General features: G+C 44.0%; 15 protein-coding genes. 1 reads left to right on the top strand and 14 read right to left on the bottom strand.

The window, feature by feature from the left end:
• Positions 1-222 precede the first annotated feature (222 nt).
• From cmk to CUR83_RS04850, 13 genes are all read right to left on the bottom strand, one after another.
• Positions 223-990 (bottom strand): (d)CMP kinase, encoded by a 768-nt coding sequence (gene cmk / locus CUR83_RS04910; RefSeq protein WP_284719222.1) that lies wholly within the window; start codon positions 988-990, stop codon positions 223-225.
• Between the two features lie 188 nt (positions 991-1,178).
• Positions 1,179-1,739 (bottom strand): tRNA adenosine(34) deaminase TadA, encoded by a 561-nt coding sequence (gene tadA, locus CUR83_RS04905; protein WP_425301256.1) that lies wholly within the window; start codon positions 1,737-1,739, stop codon positions 1,179-1,181.
• Between the two features lie 12 nt (positions 1,740-1,751).
• Positions 1,752-2,489: a uracil-DNA glycosylase gene (locus CUR83_RS04900; protein ID WP_284719221.1), complete on the bottom strand. Its 738-nt coding sequence runs from the start codon at positions 2,487-2,489 to the stop codon at positions 1,752-1,754.
• A gap of 167 nt (positions 2,490-2,656) precedes the next feature.
• Positions 2,657-5,203, bottom strand: a complete 2,547-nt coding sequence (gene clpA / locus CUR83_RS04895) for an ATP-dependent Clp protease ATP-binding subunit ClpA (protein WP_284719220.1) — start codon at positions 5,201-5,203, stop codon at positions 2,657-2,659.
• Between the two features lie 627 nt (positions 5,204-5,830).
• Positions 5,831-6,226 (bottom strand): ATP-dependent Clp protease adaptor ClpS, encoded by a 396-nt coding sequence (locus CUR83_RS04890; protein WP_083328960.1) that lies wholly within the window; start codon positions 6,224-6,226, stop codon positions 5,831-5,833.
• 157 nt (positions 6,227-6,383) lie between these two features.
• Positions 6,384-7,133: a hypothetical protein gene (locus CUR83_RS04885; RefSeq protein WP_284719219.1), complete on the bottom strand. Its 750-nt coding sequence runs from the start codon at positions 7,131-7,133 to the stop codon at positions 6,384-6,386.
• Between the two features lie 220 nt (positions 7,134-7,353).
• The gene (gene argC, locus CUR83_RS04880) at positions 7,354-8,421 is read right to left on the bottom strand and encodes an N-acetyl-gamma-glutamyl-phosphate reductase (protein WP_071003502.1); all 1,068 of its coding nucleotides are present in this window, start codon (positions 8,419-8,421) and stop codon (positions 7,354-7,356) included.
• 155 nt (positions 8,422-8,576) lie between these two features.
• On the bottom strand, positions 8,577-9,713 hold the full coding sequence (hemE, locus tag CUR83_RS04875; RefSeq protein ID WP_284719218.1) for a uroporphyrinogen decarboxylase: 1,137 nt from the start codon (positions 9,711-9,713) through the stop codon (positions 8,577-8,579).
• 128 nt (positions 9,714-9,841) lie between these two features.
• Positions 9,842-11,014 carry a glutamate 5-kinase gene (gene proB / locus CUR83_RS04870; RefSeq protein ID WP_058024204.1) on the bottom strand — a complete coding sequence of 391 codons (1,173 nt, stop codon included), beginning with the start codon at positions 11,012-11,014 and terminating at the stop codon, positions 9,842-9,844.
• 78 nt (positions 11,015-11,092) lie between these two features.
• Positions 11,093-12,298 (bottom strand): Obg family GTPase CgtA, encoded by a 1,206-nt coding sequence (cgtA, locus tag CUR83_RS04865; protein WP_284719217.1) that lies wholly within the window; start codon positions 12,296-12,298, stop codon positions 11,093-11,095.
• Between the two features lie 288 nt (positions 12,299-12,586).
• Entirely contained in the window at positions 12,587-14,029 is a 1,443-nt protein-coding gene (locus tag CUR83_RS04860) for a glyceraldehyde-3-phosphate dehydrogenase (protein WP_284719216.1), read from the bottom strand.
• Between the two features lie 343 nt (positions 14,030-14,372).
• Positions 14,373-15,566: a lipocalin family protein gene (locus tag CUR83_RS04855; RefSeq protein ID WP_284719215.1), complete on the bottom strand. Its 1,194-nt coding sequence runs from the start codon at positions 15,564-15,566 to the stop codon at positions 14,373-14,375.
• Positions 15,567-15,999: 433 nt separating this feature from the next.
• Positions 16,000-17,112 (bottom strand): NUDIX domain-containing protein, encoded by a 1,113-nt coding sequence (locus CUR83_RS04850; RefSeq protein WP_284719214.1) that lies wholly within the window; start codon positions 17,110-17,112, stop codon positions 16,000-16,002.
• Between the two features lie 328 nt (positions 17,113-17,440).
• On the opposite strand from CUR83_RS04850, the gene hemP reads away from it, so the two are divergent.
• The gene (gene hemP, locus CUR83_RS04845) at positions 17,441-17,599 is read left to right on the top strand and encodes a hemin uptake protein HemP (RefSeq protein ID WP_379542873.1); all 159 of its coding nucleotides are present in this window, start codon (positions 17,441-17,443) and stop codon (positions 17,597-17,599) included.
• 133 nt (positions 17,600-17,732) lie between these two features.
• Here the strand turns inward: hemP and CUR83_RS04840 are convergent, their stop codons facing one another.
• Entirely contained in the window at positions 17,733-22,727 is a 4,995-nt protein-coding gene (locus CUR83_RS04840) for a translocation/assembly module TamB domain-containing protein (RefSeq protein ID WP_284719213.1), read from the bottom strand.
• Positions 22,728-22,732: the final 5 nt, after the last annotated feature.

Raw genomic sequence — 22,732 nt, 5'->3', positions numbered from 1 at the left:
GTTTTATATCTTATGCAATCATATATAAAAACGTTTGTTGTTAATAAGCGCATATTTAAACTTACTAATAACAACTGTCTTACTTTATTCTATTAAACAAAATTTTATCAACCCAGCCTAATAAATAATTAATCGTTAAAAAACACTAACTTCCAACTGTACAATTCTACATTAAAAACAGGGACTATAGGAATTTTTTTAGTACTTAATATGTTGTTTTTATTAACTATTAAAAAACAGCCCTTGCTCTTGGCAATGTCTTTTTACTTGCTCGTAAACCGCATCAGCATCGAGCATTGAGCTATCAAGTAATAAAGCATCTGCTGCAGGTTTCGATGGTGCGGTGCTACGATTCTCATCACGATCATCACGTTCTTTAATCGTCGCCAAAATCGAGTCAAAATCTGCTGCTTGCCCAGCGTTAACTAGCTGGGTCACACGGCGCTCAGCACGCGCTTCCGCGCTCGCCGTCAAATATACTTTCACATCGGCATCTGGGAATACAACCGTTCCCATGTCACGACCATCAGCGACAAGCCCTGAGCGTGTCGCCATATCCTGTTGTAATGTGAGCAAAGCCTCACGAACTTTTGGAAACACCGCGATTTGTGAAGCATAGCCGCCTACGGTCTCGTTACGTACCTGATCACCTACCGCTTGTCCATTTACGATGATATCTACGCGCCCTGACTCATTATTTGGGACAAAAGCTATTTTTAAGCTCTTAGTAAGCGCTAAGACCGCCGACTCATCAATTGGTTGGCTGGCATCTGTAGTGATCAATCCCGCCTCAAATGCTTTGAGTCCTACGATTCTATACAGCGCTCCAGAGTCTAATAACTGATAGCCCAATACTTGAGCTAAACGCCATGTGACCGTACCTTTACCAGCGCCACTAGGCCCATCGATACAGATAACCGGATAGCGTGCTGAATGGTTTACACTATCGTTTTTATTGAGTGGATCGTTATCAGATACGGAGACGGTCATAATACTTACTCAATAATAGTTGTTACCCGTATCGCTGTCATGCAATAGCAATGAAGCAATATTTACTGGTATATCAAATGCTTGATAGCAGGCTAAAAAATTCGCTACTAAATAGGGCGATATTATAGCAAAAAATCATCGCTACCACTAGCGCCCAAACTGATATCTTATTTATTAATAATTTTGGATTAGACGCTGTTTTTATTCTGTTTCGCTAATCGCCTACGCTCACGAAAAAACGTCTTTAGCAATTGACTACTATGCTCACTGCACAATCCTCTATGAACTTGGATATTATGATTATAAAAAGGCTGCATTGATAAGTCCATCTGGCTGCCTACCATGCCAGCACGTGGCTCACTCGCCGCATATACTAGCCTATCAACACGTGCGTGAATGAGCGCGCCAATACACATCGTACAAGGCTCTAGTGTTACGTACAAAGTTGTCTGTAGTGGCAGTCGATAATTCTGTAGACGCTGACACGCCTCTCTTAATGCGACTATCTCAGCATGTGCCGTCGCATCATGACCGCCAATCGGTTGATTGAAACCTTGCCCGATAATCTGCTGATCGTGTACCAATACAGCACCTACTGGCACCTCACCGACATCAGCGCCTTGGCTCGCTAGTCTAAGAGCCTTTTGCATCCATTGAACATCTGATAGCGACCAAAACATAAGCTGAGCAAAAGGTATACTTGTTGAGTCGCTCGCCGCTGAAAAATAAGGCGCTAAAGTTGTCTTCATCATATTTAGCATTTATTGCGGTAGCTGCCAGTCAATGGGCGTTCGGCCATACTGCACCAGATAATCATTGGTTTTGGAAAATGGCTTTGTCCCAAAAAATCCACCACGGTTGGCAGCTAGCGGCGAAGGATGCACTGCCGTTAAAATAAGATGTTTGTCGGTATCGATATACTTACCTTTCTTTTGTGCTTTACTGCCCCACAAAATAAATACGGTATGTTCTGTCTGCTCGTTAACCGCGTCAATGACTGCATCGGTAAACTGCTCCCAGCCTTTATTTTGATGACTGTTTGGCTCGCCTTCTCGCACAGTTAGTGAGCTGTTTAGTAGCAAAACACCTTGCTGCGCCCAGTAAGTTAGGTCACCATGTTTTGAAGGTGCGATACCGATGTCATCTGCCATCTCCTTAAGCAAGTTGTTTAATGATGGCGGCTTAGGAATCGCTTTAGGAACAGAGAATGACAATCCCATGGCCTGCCCTGGCCCATGATAAGGGTCCTGACCTAAAATCACCACTTTAACTTGCGATAAAGGCGTGAGATTAAGCGCATTAAACATCAACGGCGCGGGCGGATAAATGCTATCCCCTGACTGATAGGCTTCTTTTAAAAATGCACGCAGGTTGTCCATATTGTCAGACGTCAATTCATCTGCGAGGGCCATCTTCCAGTCTTCTGGTAGGCGAACATTGTCTAAAATAGCTTGTTTTTGCTCTGGTGTTTTGGTGGTCGGCTCGTCAAACAGCTCCATGGTATATCCTTTTATATTTATTATGAAATGAATGCTTAGTGGTTGGCTTATTTTAAAAACTAATAGTAACAAAAAACCGTATGAGCTTTGTTGATGAATTATAGCAACAAAAAAACGGCTACCGTAATGTTACGATAGCCGTTACTCTTATATTCAAACCAAATGTTTTAGCTAGCCACTGACTCAGAGTCTGAACGTGGCTCATGAGTCTCGACCACAGTCAAAACAATCCGACTATCCGGTGAACCTTTTTGCGAAGATTGATCTAACTTCACTGTATCATCGTCTTGCGTATTGTCGGCTTTAGGGGCTAAAGTCAAATGAACAACGCCCCCATTTACCAAGTCACCGAATAAAATCATACTTGCCAGTGGCTTTTTGATCTCATCCTGAATCAGGCGCTGCATTGGACGTGCACCCATAAGGCGATCGTATCCTTTATCAGCCAAATAATCACGCACATCATCATCAATCTCTAACGTCACTTGCTTATCATCAAGCTGTACTTGTAGCTCAACCAAGAACTTGTCAACAACTGACACAACCACTGACGTATCTAGTGGATTGAACTGAATAATCGCGTCTAGACGATTTCGGAACTCTGGCGTAAAGACGCGCTTGAGCGCCTCAGTGTTGTCGCGGCTATGATCTTGCTGAGTAAAGCCCATAGAAGAGCGACTGATACTATCAGCACCAACGTTGGTTGTCATAATAATGATGACTTGCTTAAAGATGGCAACACGGCCATTGTTATCAGTCAATGTACCATGATCCATCACCTGCAATAGCAAGTTGAAAACATCAGGATGCGCTTTTTCAATCTCATCAAGTAGCAGTACGCAATGCGGATGTTGATTAATCTTTTCAGTCAACAATCCACCTTGATCGTAACCAACGTAGCCTGGAGGCGCACCGATCAGACGTGATGCGGTATGGGCTTCCATGTACTCTGACATATCAAAGCGTACCAGCTCTACACCCAACAGATTGGCCAGCTGACGAGAGACCTCCGTTTTACCCACCCCTGTCGGCCCTGCAAACATAAACGAGCCAATCGGTTTATCTGGTGCTTTTAGTCCTGCACGAGACAGCTTAATTGCATCAGCAAGCGTGGCAATCGCTTCATCTTGACCAAACACTAAGTGCTTAAGATCACGATCCAAGTGCTCAAGAATGCTCTTGTCATCACTCGATACCGACTTGGGCGGAATGCGTGCCAGTTTAGCGATAATGGCTTCGATATCAGCGACATCAATTTTCATCGGTGGCTTTTGCGCTTTAGCAGATTTTAGGCCATCGGCAGACTGAGCACGGTCGTTTGCCTTTGCCGTCTCTGCTTCGTCTTGCATCTCATTATCGCTGTCTGCATCGCTATCGATACCTTCGACATCAGCATCAATCTGTACATCAAAGTCTTGCTCTAAATCTGCAATAAAGCTCTCTTCAGCTTCAATATCCTCTACATCAGGTACCACACCCAGACGTTTGTACGCACCTGCCTCATCGATCACATCAATGGCTTTATCGGGTAAAAAACGCTCATGAATGTGTTTGGCTGATAACTGTACAGCGGTCACTAATGCCTCATCCGTGTATTCCACATTATGAAACTCTTCGTAGCGAGGCTTGAGGCCACGCAAGATATCGACGGCATCATCTACACTTGGTTCTTTCACATCGATTTTTTGGAAGCGACGTGATAGTGCATGGTCTTTTTCAAACACTTGACGGTACTCAGTAAAGGTCGTTGAACCAATGCAGCGCAGCTCACCATTAGCCAAAGCAGGTTTGATAAGGTTAGATACGTCCATATTGCTGCTCATTGACGAGCCTGCACCAATGATCATATGAATCTCATCAATAAATAAAATAGCATTGGGCTTTTTCTTCAGCGCATCAAGCAATGACTTCATACGCTTTTCAAAATCACCACGATATTTCGTCCCAGCAATAAGCGAGCCGATATCAAGGCTATAAATCACGCAACCATTAAGTGGCTTGGGTGCCTTATCATTGATAATCAACCACGCCAAACCTTCGGCGATAGAGGTTTTACCAACGCCAGGCTCACCGACCAATAACGGATTATTTTTGCGGCGGCGGCATAAAACTTGAGCGGCACGTTCAATTTCAGAAGCGCGTCCAATGAGTGGGTCTGTTTCGCCTTCAGCAGCACGCTGATTTAAATTGGTTGCAAACTCAACCAGTGGATCTTTGCTGGTTTTTTCAGACGCACTGCGGCGCTCACCAGTCATAGAAGCACGTTGCTCAGATGGCTCTTCTTTGTCTTGACCATGTGATAAATATTGGGTCAGCTCAAGACGGCTAATACCTTGTTTTTTGAGCAGATAAACGGCATAAGTATCATGCTCTGAGAACATAGAAACCAAAATATCAGAGCCTTCTACCAATCGACCACCGCCTATAGACTGCACATGAAAAATAGCGCGTTGCAAAATACGATCAAAGCTTTGCGTTGGCTGCGGTGACTGATCTGTATCTGCATCAACAGTTGGCGTGTGCTTATTGATATAAGCTTCAAGCTCAGTACGCAGTGCCGATATATTGGCATTACAGGCAGTTAGGGTATTGGCAGCGTGAGTATTTTCTAATAGCGCCAATAATAAATGTTCAACAGTAAGATACTCATGCGATTTTTGGCGCGCAAGCGTCATTGCTAAACGTAGAGAAACTTCAAGATGACGACTTAACATAACAACTTCCTACGGTTATATCTATCTTTATAATTGATAGTTTTATGAATGAGTTAGTAAGTAAATCAGGGCGATAGATCGATTGTTCAAGAGTAAGATTCGTATAATTAAAAAATCATGGATATATCATTTGGACCATAGACTGTGTGACGAATGCTGTAATCTATCTATCAGTTAGCAGTGATTGTGATAATTCATAGTCGCTTTTCTTTATATCAACACGATACTTCGACAGAGTCAATCTATTAACGCAGACTAAAGTGTATCAAAGCATACTACGAGTACATAACGAAGAATGTGAGAGCGACGAGAAGCTTAAAGAGCTAATGTGGATAAAAAATAAGTAGATGAACGAGGATATTAATAACGAGTGATCGAAAGGTTATAAAAATTATTGAGAAGCCTAGTTAGTATATAAGGATATATTACAATAAAATCAAGACTATAAGAGCGATATAATCACTGACATGCTTAATCAAATACGGGTATCTAAAGCGAGGCTGTAAAAATAGATGGCTTAGCTCACTTTGAGAGTGAGCTGCTATAACAACTGGATGAGAACAAAAAACGATTAGGTATGGCAATGAGAGCTGATGTGAGAATAAGATATAGTGTCTTGCTATCCTTTTACTCGCCTTGATGTGGCTCAATTTGGGTTAATAGTGGATAGCCCTCACGATGTGCCAAACTATTTACTTTTTTGGCCTTGGTCTCAGCGATGTCTTTGGGATAAATACCAGCAATACCTTTGCTACTATTGTGAATCGTTAGCATAATTTCGACCGCAGAGTCCATACTATGGCGGAACTCTGACTGCAAAATATAGACGACAAACTCCATTGGCGTGTAATTGTCATTATACATAACCACCGCATACATAGGCGGTTTAGCAATTTCTGGCTCAGCAACCAGCACATCTGCTTGCGGTGACGTTTCACCTTCTGTATCACCGTCCTGTGCGCGATGAGCAGGCATATTTGGAAAATGCCAATCAGCAACCGTTGGCGTAGCTTGTAATATCATTTTTTTCATCATAATCAAAGTATAATTATAAGGTAAGTTTGGAATAAGAGAGATTAGCTAGGCAGGCGATGAAATATCAAGCACTATGACTATATATAGACATGGTGCTTTGTTTTCAACTATATCATCGCTGTTTGGTATTTATTAAGACTTGTATCTAGGGAACAATCGGGCTTTCATCAACTTCTGGCAAGTCTAAAAGTGATGGTAGCATGTTATCAACCTTATCACCGAGCTTCCAATCGTACAATTGCTCTACTGTTTGGCCACCTGCTTGCAAGCTTAGTTTTGCTTGTAAAGGTTTAAAACCTGAGGGCATTATAAAACGACCGCGTATACGAACAATACCTTCGATCGCATAGCTTGCAGGATCTAAGGGAACTTCTACAAGGTCATCATTATTGAGTAACGTCAAGGTTGGCTGGAGTCGTTTGGCTTGACCGTCGCTACTGAGCATACCAATATCAAAACCATACTCAAAAGCATTTTCGGGCAGCGGTTCAATCTTAGCGCCCAATATTTGTAGCGGCATGCCACCTTTCTCAGCAATCACATCAGCATATATCTCATTAAGCTGTGAGACCTGCCTGTTTTCTACCGTCAGAGCTTGTTGATTTTCACGCAGCTCTTTTAGATTTGCGAGACTTATGGCCAGCTCTTGCTTGGCTGTCGCGGCTTGATTGGTCGCGATTTTATTACTAAGACGCAAATCTTCTAGCGCTTTTGTCGCTTCTTTACCATCGATAATCGCTTGCTGAGCTTGCGTTTCCATCGAATGAAAACCACGCTGATAGCCCAGCTTATGTCCGAATAGCAATCCAGCCACGGCAGTCACTAATATCACTACTACAAATAAAGCCAATACTAATGTAGACGCGCCTCGTTGAGTGCTACCGATATCACTCATAAAGCCATTACTATTTTTATCGGAATGCGTTTTGCACGCCAAGCCATATAGAACAGAATCTTGACACGATAGACGTGATGACTTTAAAAAAAAGCGTCGTTCAAGTTTAACACGCATTTAGATGGTATCTCTTAAGAGTAAAGGCAAGTTATTATAGCGGAATTTATAATCAATACCTAGTACCATAAATATGAATGACTTAGCGACAAAAAAGCCAGCATTAAGGTACGATAGGTGCAAAATTGAGTCCCATCGACTCATCAAAGCCGAACATCACATTCATATTCTGGACAGCTTGCCCTGCGGCACCTTTTACCAAATTGTCTTGCACCACAATGACCGTCAGCTCAGCACGCTCGTTGTCTTGATGTACTGCGATACGTAGACGATTACTAGCACGCACACTGCGCGTGTCTGGATAAACACCTTTTGGCATGACATCAACAAAACCTTCTGATGCATAGCTGTCTTCAAACACTTGCTGCCAATCGATAGCCGCACCTGCATCGGTCAGCTCCATGTGAATTGAGCTCAGCATACCGCGTATCATAGGCACTAAGTGCGGTAAAAAGCGAATACGATGTGTAAACTGACTGTCTAGTAACTGCGCCACACCCTGCTCAATCTCCGGCAAGTGGCGATGACCTTCAACGCTATAGGCTTTAAAATTATCCGTAGTTTCCGCATAATTAAGTGCCAGTGACGCTTGACGACCAGCACCTGATACACCAGATTTGGCATCGATGACAATACGAGACTCGACTAGTCTTTCTGCTTGCTCATTTTGTGCTTCGATAACAGGTTTTAAACCCAAAATCGCCGTGGTTGGATAGCAGCCAGGGTTACCGACCAATAAAGCGCTGGCAAGCTTATCACGATTGATTTCAGGCAAACCGTAAACTGCTGTCTTCAACAGCTCAGGGCAAGCATGAGATTGTTTGTACCAGTGCTCAAACTCCGTCAATGATTGCAGGCGAAAATCAGCTGCCAAATCGATGACTTTTACGCCAGCTTGGGTCAGCGCTTCTGCTTGCTTCATCGCAACACCATGCGGCGTCGCAAAAAATACAACATCACATTTTTGCAATGCCCCAAGCGTATTGTCACCTAAGTCACTGAAAACAATATCTGAGATACCGCGTAAGCTTGGGAAGATTTCATCAGCGCGAGTGCCAGCTTCGCTACGCGAGGTTAGCAAATCAATAGACACTTCAGGGTGAGCAGATAGTAAGCGAATAAGCTCAATACCTGTGTAACCTGTACCACCGACAATCGCTGCTGAAATCATAAATTATCCTTATTCTTAGTAAGCACTCATTATATCTAATAAATTCTATATTTTTATCTAGCTTACAAAGCCATATAGACATAAAACCAGTCTGTCAATCCTACCGTCTCTGAATATTATGGCTTTGAATACCATAGCTTTGAATACCGTGGCTTTTAGATCTTGTAGTCATGTACCGCATCAACAAAGACTTTGGCATTGTCAGGATTCACCCACTGGGTAATACCATGACCTAAGTTTGCAATGTAGCCAGTTTTTTCGCCATTAGCATAGGCGCGATCAAGCATCGCATTCACTTCAGAGCGGATAGTGGCGGGTGATCCGTATAACGTTGCCGGATCTAAATTGCCTTGAATGGCTTTGCTGCTTTGTAGCTTCTTATGCTTTTTGGTCAACTCACGCTGGCTCTCAGTCAGTACTTGACGCGCGCGGTCAAGCGGCATCGTCCAATCTAAACCTAAAGCGTCAGCTTCGCTATCAGCCTGAATATCAAGCCATAATCCGCCACCTTTGGTAAATAATACCACTGGTACTTGTGGATGGCGTTGCTTTAGTTCAGCCACGATACGCTTGTTGTAATTGTGCGAAAACTCGATAAATTGACGATGACCAAGCGCCCCGCCCCAACTGTCAAATATTTGTACGATCTGAGCTCCGGCCACAATTTGTGCATCGAGATAGTCAATGACCGAAGTCGCAAGCTTGTCTAATAACTGATGTAAAAAGCTGGGATCGCTATACAAAAAGCCTTTGGTATAACGATAATCCTTTGAACTACCACCTTCTATCATATATGTCGCGAGCGTCCATGGACTACCAGAAAACCCAAATAAAGGCACTTGACCATTTAGCGCTTTGCGAATGCTGGTTACGGCCCGCATTACATAGTCAAGAGAATCATTAGGCTCAAGTACTGGCAATCTATCAAGATCAGCCTGCTTGCGAATCGGATGCTTAAACTTAGGACCTTCGCCAGTCTCAAAATACAAACCCAATCCCATGGCATCAGGAATGGTCAAGATGTCACTAAATAAGATCGCGGCATCTAAGTCATAACGACGTAACGGTTGGAGCGTCACTTCAGTAGCACGATCTGTATCTTTGCACAGGCTCATAAAGTCGCCGGCTTCAGCACGAGTGGCTTTGTACTCTGGTAAGTAACGACCAGCTTGGCGCATCATCCAAACTGGCGTGGTATCGATGGGCTCAAAGCGTAATGCACGTAGCAGCCTGTCATTTTTTAGTGGTGCAAATTGCTGCTGAATCGAGTCACTCTTGTCTGAAGCACTCATGTACAAATCTCCAAAACAACATAGTATCCAATTTATAAATAGATACTGTGCTGGATAAAATAGGTTAAATAAAATAACAATAAATATTTATAAGCTATAAAAAACAGCCGTGCTATATCATGAATACGTTATACAGTTATCGCAAGATTGTCACGATGCACCATCACCACACGGTCTTCGTTACTACCAAAGATTTTGTCAAACTTCTCTGTACGCTCACGGGCAACACGGTGCGCCTCATGCGATGAGAAGTTTACTTGCCCAACGGCTATACGCTCGCCAGTGTCTTGATGAACAATTTCTACCACATCACCTTCATCAAAGCCGCCACGAACTTCTACAACGCCTACTGGCAGTAAGCTTCTGTTATGCTCAGTCAATGCTTTTGCGGCACCTGCATCAACGACCAAGCTACCTGACATACGCAAATGCGCGGCAAGCCATTGTTTCCGAGCGATGATTTTATCTTCTTCGTTGGTGGTCAATAGTGTACCGACTGCCTCACCTGAGACAACACGAGTGATCACATCATCGATAGCACCGCTCACAATAACGGTTGGACAACCACCCATTGCTGCAAGACGACCAGCACGAATTTTGGTTAACATACCACCGCGTCCAAGCTTACCACCGTCACCTGCAATATCAAATAAATAATCGGCCATGGCACGTTCTTGACGAATCATCTTGGCATCAGGATTGTCACGTGGGTTATCAGTGAACACGCCTTCTTGATCGGTTAAGATGATGTACAAATCTGCATTAACCATCGCGGCTGCCATCGCACCTAACGTGTCATTATCGCCAAATTTAATCTCATCAATGGTAATGGTGTCATTTTCGTTAATGACCGGTAGCACACGCCATTCTAATAGTTGCGTGAGCGCGCCTGTGGTATTGAGATAACGGCTACGATTGGACAAGTCATCATGAGTCAATAAGAGCTGTGAGCTTTGAATTCCATGCTGAATCAGTGCTGACCACCATGTTTCAATCAGTCCCATTTGGCCAATAGAAGCGCAGGCTTGTAATGCTGCCAGTTTTTTAGGGCGTTCCTCAAGGTCCATACGTACCACACCTTCAGCAACGGCACCTGACGATACCAGCAGCACTTCAACACCTTTTTTGTGCAGCTTAGCAATCTGCTTCGCCCACTCATATATGGCAGTACGATCCAACCCTCGACCATTATTTGTCAATAATGATGAGCCAATCTTGACAATAACGCGCTGAATATCAAAGTTGCGAGATTGTTTAACAAATCTTGCTTCTTCGGTCGTGTTTGCTATGTCATCTGCCATATAAACTCCTTTTTTTCATATCAATTGATTGTAGGGATTAAATTCACAATTCAAGTATAACCGCTTAAGCATACTAGCTTAAGGAACGTACATTATCTCAACACCATCGTCGTCATCGTCATTATAATCAGACGAGTCCAAACCTTCACGTGCTGCTTTTTTAGCAGCGCGATACGCTTCACGCTGGGCTTCAGTGTTGAGACGCACTTCGGCTTCTAAACGCTCAAAACGTTCTTTTTGTGCTTCAGCGAATATAGGATCTTCTATTTCGCGCTCGCGCTCAAGTTCAATATCATTCATTAAATGATATTTTACTGCATCAACACCTTCACCAGTCAGCGTTGCTGTACGGAAAACCATACCTGTCCAACCAAGCTCTGCCACGATATGTGTACAAAGCGCGTTCAAGTCTTCATCATTGACCTGATCGATTTTGTTCAATACCAAAATTTGTGGCAAGTTGGCCAATTCAGGTGAAAAACGCTCAAGCTCATTTAGGATAACGCGGGCGTTCTCGACCGGGTCGCTACCATCGACGGGCTTGACATCGACTAAGTGTAGCAGACGACGCGTACGAGCCACGTGCTTTAAAAAGCGAATACCAAGTCCTGCGCCTTCTGATGCGCCTTCAATAAGACCAGGGATATCTGCCATCACAAACGAACGATGACGACCAATATCGACCACACCCAAGTTTGGTACTAGCGTGGTAAAGGGATAATCAGCCACTTTTGGTTTGGCGGCAGAAACTTGACGGATAAAGGTCGATTTACCAGCATTAGGCAAACCAATCAAGCCAACATCAGCCACAACTTTTAGCTCAAACTTAAGAACTTTTAACTCACCCTCAAAACCAGACGTAGCTTTACGCGGTGCTTGGTTGGTTGAGCTTTTGAAATGGGTATTACCCAGACCACCGTCACCACCTTTAGCGACCAATAGCGTCTGGCCAACTTCAATCAAATCACCGAGTACTTCATCAGTTTCGGTATCCACGACCGTCGTACCAACTGGTACTGGTAAATAAAGATCATCAGAGCCCTTGCCTGAGCAGTTTCTGCTGTGGCCATTCTCAGCGCGCATGGCATCATGACGACGGGTATAGCGATAGTCAACTAGAGTGTTGGTGTTGTCCTCTGCAATGACATAAATATCTCCGCCTTTACCGCCATCGCCACCATCCGGTCCACCACGTGGGACATATTTTTCTCGGCGAAAACTGGCGATTCCGTTACCACCGTCACCTGCTTTTACCGTTACGACGGCTTCATCAATAAATCGCATCTTACGTTCCTTAATTCACAATCCAGTCTATGACTGGTGACAACCAGCGGTTGTATTTTGAGGTTTTGCTATATCGTTCTGACAAAATGAGCAATCTATAGAAGCTATGTTACGTCATGCCCATTATGACAATAACACCCGATAATCAATCGGACTATCGGGTGTTTAAGTATGACAGTTAAAGTGATACCAAGCTATGCAAAGTAGAGTCTATTGCAGCATAATCTTTAAAGTGACCATGCTTTGAGAGGCTTAGTATAACGTTATTGCGCTACTGTATTTAGTAATCTATGCTGGAATCTGAGCGTAGCTGATTCCTGCCATCTGCGTCGCCAAACGCAATACCTGAGTGCTATAACCGACTTCATTATCATACCAAACATAAACGATAGCTTGGTTGTCAGTCAAGATAGTCGCTTGGGCATCAACGATACCAACATGGGTCGTACCAACAAAGTCAGTAGATACCGCTTCTGTAGAATCAGTATAAGCAATTTGCGACTGCCATGTGCTGCTGTTAGCAATCTTACGCAAGAACTCATTCAACGCATCAGCGCTTGCTGGTGCGGTCTTTAGATTCAAGTTCAAGATTGCTAGGCTGACATTTGGTGTCGGTACACGGATAGCATTACCCGTTAGCTTACCGTTCAATTCTGGTAATGCTTTACCAACGGCTTTTGCCGCACCAGTACTAGTGATAACCATGTTCATCACCGCACTACGACCACGGCGATCCGCTTTATGATAGTTATCAACCAAGTTCTGATCATTGGTAAATGAGTGAATAGTCTCTACATGACCATTTACGATACCGTACTCATCGTTTAGTACATTTAATGTCGGGGTAATAGCATTGGTGGTACAGCTCGCAGCACTCACGATTGTGTCATCACCAACGGTGTCGTTATTCACACCATAAACGACGTTTTTGATATCGCCACCAGCAGGTGCCGTTAGGAGTACTTTTTTCACGCCAGTAGACTGTAGGTGCTTACCAAGGCCCGCTTCGTCTTTCCAAATACCGGTGTTATCGATAACTAGCGCATTGTCAATACCATAAGCAGTATAATCGATTTCGCTTGGGTCTTTGGCATAGATGACTTGTACGAAACGACCATTAACGATCATGCCGTTATTGTCTTCATCGATACTGATGCCACCTAAGAATCTACCATGAATTGAGTCGCGCTCAAGCAATGAGATACGCTTAGCCAAGTCACCAGCAGCGGCTGGACGTACGACGATTGCCTTTAGCTGCAAACCTTTTGCGCTTGATGCTTGTGACAATAACAGACGGGTCAAAATACGACCGATACGACCAAAACCATACAGTACAACGTCCGTTGCGCCATTCACGGCACCAGCGTTGTTGATAGACTGTAGAGCGGCTTGTACATCAGTATCATTAGCAATCAATTGGCCGACGTCGATACGAGTCGCTTGGATATCAGTGTTTTCTGAGATAACTTTTACCATCGCTAGAGTATCAGCGATATCGATAGCGTTGGCATCGTTGTCGCGCAATGCTGCTTTTTGATGTAGCGCAATTATTTGACCAACTGAAGTAGCGTCTAGCGTTTCGCCAAACAAAGTCACTTGTACGTCTTGCTCATTATAGAGCTTGCTCAATAGCCCCATAAGCTCAATGGCTTGTTGCTCTTGATTGTTGTAGTTTTTTAAGTGGTCTTGATGTAATTGGCGTAAGGTATCAGCGTTGCTCACGAGAAACATCCTTATGGTCAGTAATGTATGATCGATAAAATATGAAGAGATATAAATAAGATAGGTCGTGTATGCTCTAGGTGGTGACTGTAATAGGATAATCGACCACTATCAATATCAGTTCTTGACGTCAGAGTATTCAAATCGCCTAGATTTTAGCCTAAAATGCCTCATTTTGCCAGTAATAACCGATTAGCTAGTGTGCATAATAGGTTTTGTCGTTATATACAGACTCATACATAAACAAGGATAAAAATAAAGGCAGCCATATATGCTGCCTTATTAGGACGTCGTTTACATGATAATTGCCATAGCGCTTAATTAATTGAAGCAATAATTTTCATTATATCTATTATGGTGCTAGATTCACTGTTTGGTTGCTCTGCGACGTCAATGTAAACTCTTTCAAATCATATCCTTGCTGCTGAGCAACCTGACGATATTTAGTATACGTTTCTTGACTGATATTCGGCGACCGTGCTAGGAGCCATAAGTATTTTTTATCAGGTGTCCCTACTAGCGCAGTTTTATAATCTGCATCACGTGCCAGTACCCAATAATCGGCGCGGCCGACTGGGATCCAGCGAATCCACTTCGGTAAAAACGTCACTTTTAGTTTGCTACCACTTTCATCGACTGGCTTAGCCAAACCTTCTGCCGTAATACCTGAACCACCCTCGCTCACGCATTTGTTAGTGACGACAATGCCTGACCCATCGGTCTTTTGCGTATAGTTTGCCGTGACATCGCCTGCACATTTGCGCTGGAAATACATAGGTAGACGTCCGATCTCATACCATGTCCCAGCGTATTCATTGAGATCGACACTATCCACTGTCGTTGGTGTGCTTGCAGGCTTATAGATAATATCGTTTGGCTTAACTGATAGCATATCGGTCGTAATCTTCTCGCTCATCACATTATCTTGCATATTACTGGTAGTAGCCATATTAATGGGCGGCGTTGCAGCATAGGCTGAAAATGCCGCTAGCGGTATGATGATCGCTAACGCAATGCCTGTATGCTTGATAAGTCCATTCATAAATATACGCTCCGGTATGTCTTTGTATGACGAGTTGATAGTGGTTGATGAAGTATCAAGGATTTGCTTGGTGCTGTCTTGCAAATTACTTGCTTGGTCATCTACAAGCTCAGAGATTAGCGGCTCGTCTTTATTCAACGTTGCTGATCGCTTGTATCCATTAGCAATGTTGAATTGTTCTTTATCATTATTTTTCAGATGTTGACTGTTTTTACTGTTACTCATAGCGGACTCTTTGACCTTAGTAAGGCTTTTGTCGGCGCTTTTGTATCCAAAATAGCTGTCTTGTGAAGACATGTCGTCTGCCAGATGGTGCGAATATTCGCCGTTCAGGTTTTCATTGCTCAGTTTTTTATGGCTATAGTTTGCATCATTACTGGCATTTATTGTTTGTTGCGCATGACGACCATTGTTATAGCTGTTTGACTGTATAGTCTGCTGAGATTGAGAACCAGCTGCCTGTGAGTCAGTCCATGCTGAATCAGGTAACTTATTGGTTTTCATAGGGATACCGTTATTAATAGTGACTGTTAAAATACCTTATCTGCATCATTTATCCGAATTGATTTTATAATGAGCCTGAGTTTCAGAATTAATTATCGACCCAAACTCTACTGCTACAAACGCTCTTTTTTATTATAAGTTTTGATAGATGCGTTAATATTTAGTTTACTGATAAAAACCAGAATCAATGCGTTGTAGATATGGAATATATATTAAGGGCAGCTGGACTATTAAAACAGTAGTGCAATGTAGGGAAACGCAACGGTTTGTAAATAACGATGGGTTTATGCATTGGTATGCACACATCATAATCACATAGTTACTGACTGGATAAATAACTTAAAAATCAGTTATTTACACTTACCTATCTTCATAAGCAAACATAGTCAAGTGAATGATATTGCTGCTTAATGGGCACTCATTTTCTAGTTTTTTATTCGTGGAACTGACGAATGCCTGCGACACTGACACCGCCGTGCGCTAATGTCTGGTCAATCATGACAGGTGCCAAGCCGCCCAGACCAATGACTGGCATGTCAGCTAACCGTGCCAAAGCTGACCACGACTCCCAGCCAAGTGGCACCGTGTCAGGATGCGTCCGAGTTGTAAGTACAGGAGACAAAAAAGCGCCAATCACTGGCGACAACTGCTGCTGTATGCGCATACTCGCAAGTTTATTAGCGGCACGAATGCTGGCAATATCATGACAGCTGACTATTAGTGGATGCTTACTCGAGATGTGGGCCAATTGCTCAGACTCTGTAATATCTTGAGTACCATTGAACCATGCCATTAATACCGAATGCGTCAGGTGTTTAGCGACAATCGAACCAGTCGTTTTTGCCTCTACCATTGCATCGGTACTTGTCGTCTTGGAGCGCTGACAGTCGTTGTCGTACGGCAAAATCGCTAGAATATCTGGACGCACATCCATTAGCTGCTGGGCAATATATTCTAACTCAGATGCTTTTAGTCGGATATAAACCCAAGACTCTGTTGCCAACTGTTCTCGATGATAGTGCACCCATGCTGCTGCTGAATTTGGCTGGGCAGAAAAATGCGCAAGTGGATACGTAATCGCTATTTTTGTAGGAAGCTTTAGCCATTCTAAAATAGTTTTATTAGCAGCGGGCAAATGATACGCTCCTGCTAGTAGCTTAGATTTTTCAACCCACGTCATTGCTTGGCCTTCTAATCCATACTCACAATGCTTGTGCTGTTCATACTGCTGTGCGGTCAGTTCAACCTGATAAACCTGCAAGCTCACCTGCTTGTCACCATAGTCGTGATGCAAACGCCCAAGCTTCACCATCATATTTTGATGAATATCGATCCCTGTTTCTTCAACGACCTCCCGAATCAATGCCTGCTCTGCTGACTCATCAGCCTCTATTTTGCCGCCTACAAATTCATAGCGATTGCCTTGATGCTGAGCTGCATCTCGGAATCCAAGCAAATACTTGGTTTTATAATAAATAACGGCAACTGCAACATTGACGATGGTGATGTTTTTCGTTTTTGATTGGCCGCTCATCTCATTTGGCATAACTCTACCTTTCACTTCTCTCTTCATTATGACTTTTTAATCGCCTGATTCTGCGTATATAACTTGGCAGCTGTAACAACGTGGCGACTGTCTTTATGGTCCCTATCGTTTTTATACATCTTATAAATTCTGTGTTTCTACAAGGAGAAAGCCCCCTATTCTCACTTTGTGACAGTAGCCTTAGATAAATTTACACAATAACTGCATTTTATTTTATCAATTACCTTGCAAATTCATTCAATCTAAATGATAATTATTATCGTTAAGGTTAATTAGAACATAGCTAATTTATTAAGCCACTTCTTATCAAAAGGAATTTACCATGAGTATGGTTATCTCTCGTTATCTAAACTGCCGTGAAAACCGTCTGCCAACACTACAGTCGCAGCATCTATTTGCCCTGACCAAAGAAGTACGTATCGAGCATCAAGGCGAAGAGTATCGCTTACGCCTCACTCGCAACAATCGGTTGATTCTGACCAAATAGCTGTATGAGTAGACTACATTTTTTATAAAAAAAACGCCTTCATTACGAGGCGTTTTTTTTGTAAAGCAATAATTATAAGAATCCGTCTCAATCCATACCGCTGATCAGATACCCACTCGGTCAAGTAAGAGCGTTAGAATTGCCAACTATAGACCACGTCTACCGCATTTTCAGCAGCCGAGCTGGCTTCTACGTAAATACGACGAGTCAATTGATAGCGAACAGATAAGCTATTTTGAGCATTAAAGACACCCACGCCGTAGCGAATATACAAGTCAGGGGTCACGTAACCGGTGACATTGACGTTGGTATCTTCGCTGCTACCCGATGCATCCACCGTCAAGCTCTGTAAACCAAAGGCCTGTCCGATTTGATTGGTCAGACTGCGCGTACCACTCAGACCAAAGCTCAGTCCAGCAGCGGCTAGGTTATTGGTCACTTGTGATTTGAACCCTTGCTCACTGATTTGAGTGGCGCTCTTGTTATCGATTCGCCCTGTCACCAGCGCATTCATCGCTTGCTGCTGCGTCAATCCTGCATTATTAAAGACGATGATGTTGGGGTTTTCGGTATTGCCTTTTACGCGTAGACCCACTGTTTTACCATTAATGGTTTTTGCCGCTTCAATACTCAAGTTGGGCTTCATGACATCGCCATTAAAGCGTACTTGACCATAATTTAGTTCTAGGCTTTGACCAAAAGCATTGATATTGGTACGACGTGATACTTGAACCACGCCTTTGGCACGCATGATGCCCGTGCCATTTTGATTGATATTAATTGCACCAGCCAATGGAATAACGGCACCAAAACCACGGAAATTGATGTCATCACCCAAATCAACACCGATATCGGCATTGATAGACCAAGGTTTTGATATTGCCAATACCTCATCGATGTTGCCGATCAAACGCCGATCCAGCACTACCACATCTTCAGATTGAGTCACAATATCTTCGCTGGCCTCTGGTGGACGAATGGTAGCGGTTGGCACGCTGATAGCGCCTTTAATATCCACATAGCGATCCGTTGGGCGTACGATGATGTCAATATCAGGATTGATCTCAGCCACGAGTAGTGGCGGCTGCGTAATCACGAGCCCTTCACCAACGATACTCAATTTGGCCTGTAGTTTTTGCTGCCAGTTGACGGTTCCTGTTAAAGTTCCTGTGCCTGTGCCGCTTTTGAACGTACCATCAATGGTCGCCTGCGTACCGCGAATTTTGGCCTGTGTGTTGACATTGGTCAGATTCACTGGCAAATCCAGCATAGCGATACGGCCATCAGAGAGTTTCACATCACCATAGAACTGCGGCTTATCTAGCGTACCGCCCAGTCCTCCTGCCATTGTAACGTTGCCTTTTAGTACTCTCATACCTGGGAAGAAAGGCTTAAATATCGCCAAATCAAGCTCATTTAACACGAGTGCACCAGAGATGGGTTTCGGTGTTTTGTAAGGATCAACAACGACTTCAGCATAACCGCGAGCACCGCGACCCGTATTGATGTCGGTACGCAGCTTGATACCTTCTGGCACCGACAAGGCGATTAGTGAAACACGCTTATAAGGCAGTGTCACAGGCGTGCTATCCCCGTCTTGAATCAAGCCAATTTTGCCATTGTCTGAATATAGTGTCGTGTTAATAGTTGGCGGACGACCACGTTGCCAACCGACAATGGCTTTACCATTAATCTTGCCGTGCCAATCAATATCCTTTGGTAAAAATACTGAAAATAATGACGTATCTAAATTCTGCAATGCCACATCGACTTCACCACTGGCTGGAGAAGCCACTAAGTTCTTGCGTAAGCATAGCTTGCCCGTTTGGTCCGTGGCTTGCCAACAATGTGCAGCCAACTGTACTTTGAGATCTGTATTATTGCCCTGTTGATTATTGGGCAAATTCACAATCAGCTGTGCTGGCTGTAATTGATTTAAGGTAGCGTATCTGGATTTAACGCGGCCTTTACCGATGACTCCTGACCAACGAAGCTTGTCGCGATCAAACCCACCTTTAAGCCTAGCGCCAACATCAAGCTGCTGATTGGCTACATTTAGATCAACGATATGAGATTGCTCAGTCCCATTAAAGGAGGCTTTTACACTATCGAAGCTTTGTCCCGCAGCATCCAGACCTTCAGCGCTGACGATAAGCTGGCTTGGACTATTGGCTAGATTAACCAGCTTGCCACGTATACGACCTTGACGCAAAATAAAGCCCGGTAGTGCAATTCGCTCACCCACCAAGTCGATATAGATCGTCGGTAGTGCCTGACCTACTGGTTGAGACAAAGTCGCTCCACCAGTGACTTTACCAGCAAGCTTATCTGACAGTTGATCTAGGCTTATGATATTGATTTTGGTCTGTAGCTGTTTGGCATTGCCATTAGCAGTGACATAGTTGTCACCCCAGCGTAGTATCAAGTTGTCAGCGTTTAAACTATCGATCAATGCATTCACTTGCTTATACTGTGCTTGGGCATCTTGTGTTTGTAGACGTTTGAAATAGCTGGCTAAGTCTTTTGGCAAGCGCAGTTTTGCAGCCAAGCTGCCTTTAGCACTAAGTGGCTGGCCTTTCAGCATACCGCTCAGATTGACTTGTCTGATATTGATTGTTTGCTGCGTATCGCCCCAACGTCCATCTGTATCGATGTTACCCGTGATAAGGCTTGGTGTATCCTTTAAGAAATATCCGATATTGAAGCGATCCATCACGGCACTAATGTCCCATGCAATGCCTTGACGCACATCAACCTCTCCTTTGGCATCAATACTACCTGCCGCGCCCACATGCCGCAGACGGTTGATACGGATCAGCTGACTATCGCCGCTCGCGTTAATATTCAGCTTACCTGCTGGTAACTGCTCGGCATCCAAAACCCCATCGAAATTCACAGCAAAACGCTGTAATTTACCTGCGGTATTTGGGCTGTTTTTAGGCGCAGCCTGCCACTCGCCACTGGTTTTTAGATCACCTGTGATGATTGCTGAATTATTTGGCAAAAAATACCCTAAATTAAACTGATCGAAACGTCCATCGACCGTCCAGCCAATATTACGACGCAAGTCAATGACACCTTTGGCATTCACCGCACCAGCTTCGCCATCATAATTCAATTTACGGATACTAATTAATTTTGGCGTACCCGCTGCGTCGATTGATAGACGACCTTTTGGTACATCCGCTGTATCGATCTGACCATCAAAACGTGCATCAAATACGGACAACTCACCACCCACGATATCGACACTGGCATCACCGCTACCTGTTATACCGATTGCGCGACCGTTTTGCGTGGCATCCAGTTGTGCTTGCAGGTCTGTACTATTAACCGTGATGATGTGACGTTGACCGCTAACGCCGTTTTTGGTGATATTTAACAGGCGACCACGAGCACTTAGGCGGCCCGTCAGGCGCTCAAGTGGTAAGTCACTACGGTACTCTTTAGGCAATAAACCTTTGGTCGCTGCATCAATCTGCCATGTCAGTGGGCGGTTTTTATTTGCTAGCCGAATCTGCCCAGTTCCTGATAGGTCGCCTACGATGCCATCATAATTGAGGCGGTTGATATCAATGACGTCACCTGCTTTACGCAAGCGCACATCATAGTTGCCTTTGGGCGCCGCATTGAGCTCATTGATCACTGCATTGGCATCTACTGAGACATTGGAGCCACGGACAATCACATCGGCCTGACCACGCGGGCTATTGATGTTACCAATATTAGGCACATCACGGCGGGTCAAGTTTTGCCATCTTGCATCAATATACCAAGGCGCTGTCTGTTGAGATTTAGCAGACGTCTTGCCGCGCACTAGGTTGGCGTTGACATATTCGCCGTCACGCTGACGTAGGTCTACATCAATCTCTGTATTACCTGTACTGTTTTGCTGCTGATAGCGTAACGATAATCTACCATTGAGCGTTTGCGGAGCATACGCTTTAAAATCAGCATACTCATCAGGAATCGCACGTCGAATGTCAAAGTTACTACCAGCCGCACGCACTGTCGCATTAAAGCTCTCTTTCCAGCCTAAGATGCCCTGAAGCAGCAAACGTCCAGAGGGAACGTCGGCTTCTAAGCGGTCAATACGCAATTGACTGTCTGCAATGACGCCGCGCCCTTGATAATGACCGGATGGAATGTCTTTGGCAGTCAATTCTGTGTTGATGCGCAGTTGTATCTCAGAGATAACCCCTGATGCAGTCGCCATACCACTTTTTAGATGAATATTTTGGTCATCTGCATAAGGGACTAAAATATCATCCCACTTCAGTTTTGCCTGAAACGGTGCGCCTGCATCTAGGCCTTGAACCACAAAATCGCCGCTAACGTCGCTGTCGTTATAGCGGCTACGCACCTGCCCAACCGTACGTTTTAGCGTACCAGTTGCCGTGATATTCAATGGATCGATATAAGCTTTTTCAAGTGCACTCACCTCTACAATCGCGCTCAGATCCAGTGGGTAGTCGCCTTGTAAATCTGCCTCACCTTGTAAGGCACTGACTTTTACAATATCAGCATATTGCAAGCTGCCGCGACCGACCGTCACAGTGCTGCCAACCCATGTCAGATCGCGAGCCGTAGTATTGTTGATAACAATAGGCTCTTTGGTCACTTGCTTATAAATAATTTTATTGATTTTTGCGTGATCAAAACGTAGATTGACTGGTAGCTTTAGCGTCTTATAATCAAACGGCTCGCCAGTCGGTGGTTTCTTATTGAGAATTTCGATGGTCTGTATATCGGCATCACTCAGGTGTACTTCTTTTGCAAATATCGCACGCCAGCCTATCTTGACATAAGCTTTGTCTACTAATACCTCAAGGTCTTCAGTGGCTTCAATATCGATATCTGTCACCCAAATACCATCACGCAAATTACCGCGCCCATATTTGAAACCGATACCCGTCTCAGCACTGATTTTTTCTAAAATGAATTTAGTACCCGCATCAGTACCTGCTGCATAAAAAAATATCGCAAACATAATCGCTAGTACGATAATGACCAGCACCAGCAGCTTGAGTAAAAATGATAGCGGATACCAGCGCCTAACGGCACGAGCATCGCGCTGTGCTGGGTCTTCATCTGGTGCATTGTTAGGCGGGGTATTTTTTGTCTGCATGACAC

The organism is Psychrobacter pocilloporae (genome assembly GCF_029872915.1).
Classification (GTDB): domain Bacteria; phylum Pseudomonadota; class Gammaproteobacteria; order Pseudomonadales; family Moraxellaceae; genus Psychrobacter; species Psychrobacter pacificensis.
This window is presented reverse-complemented; position numbering and strand designations above follow the sequence as displayed.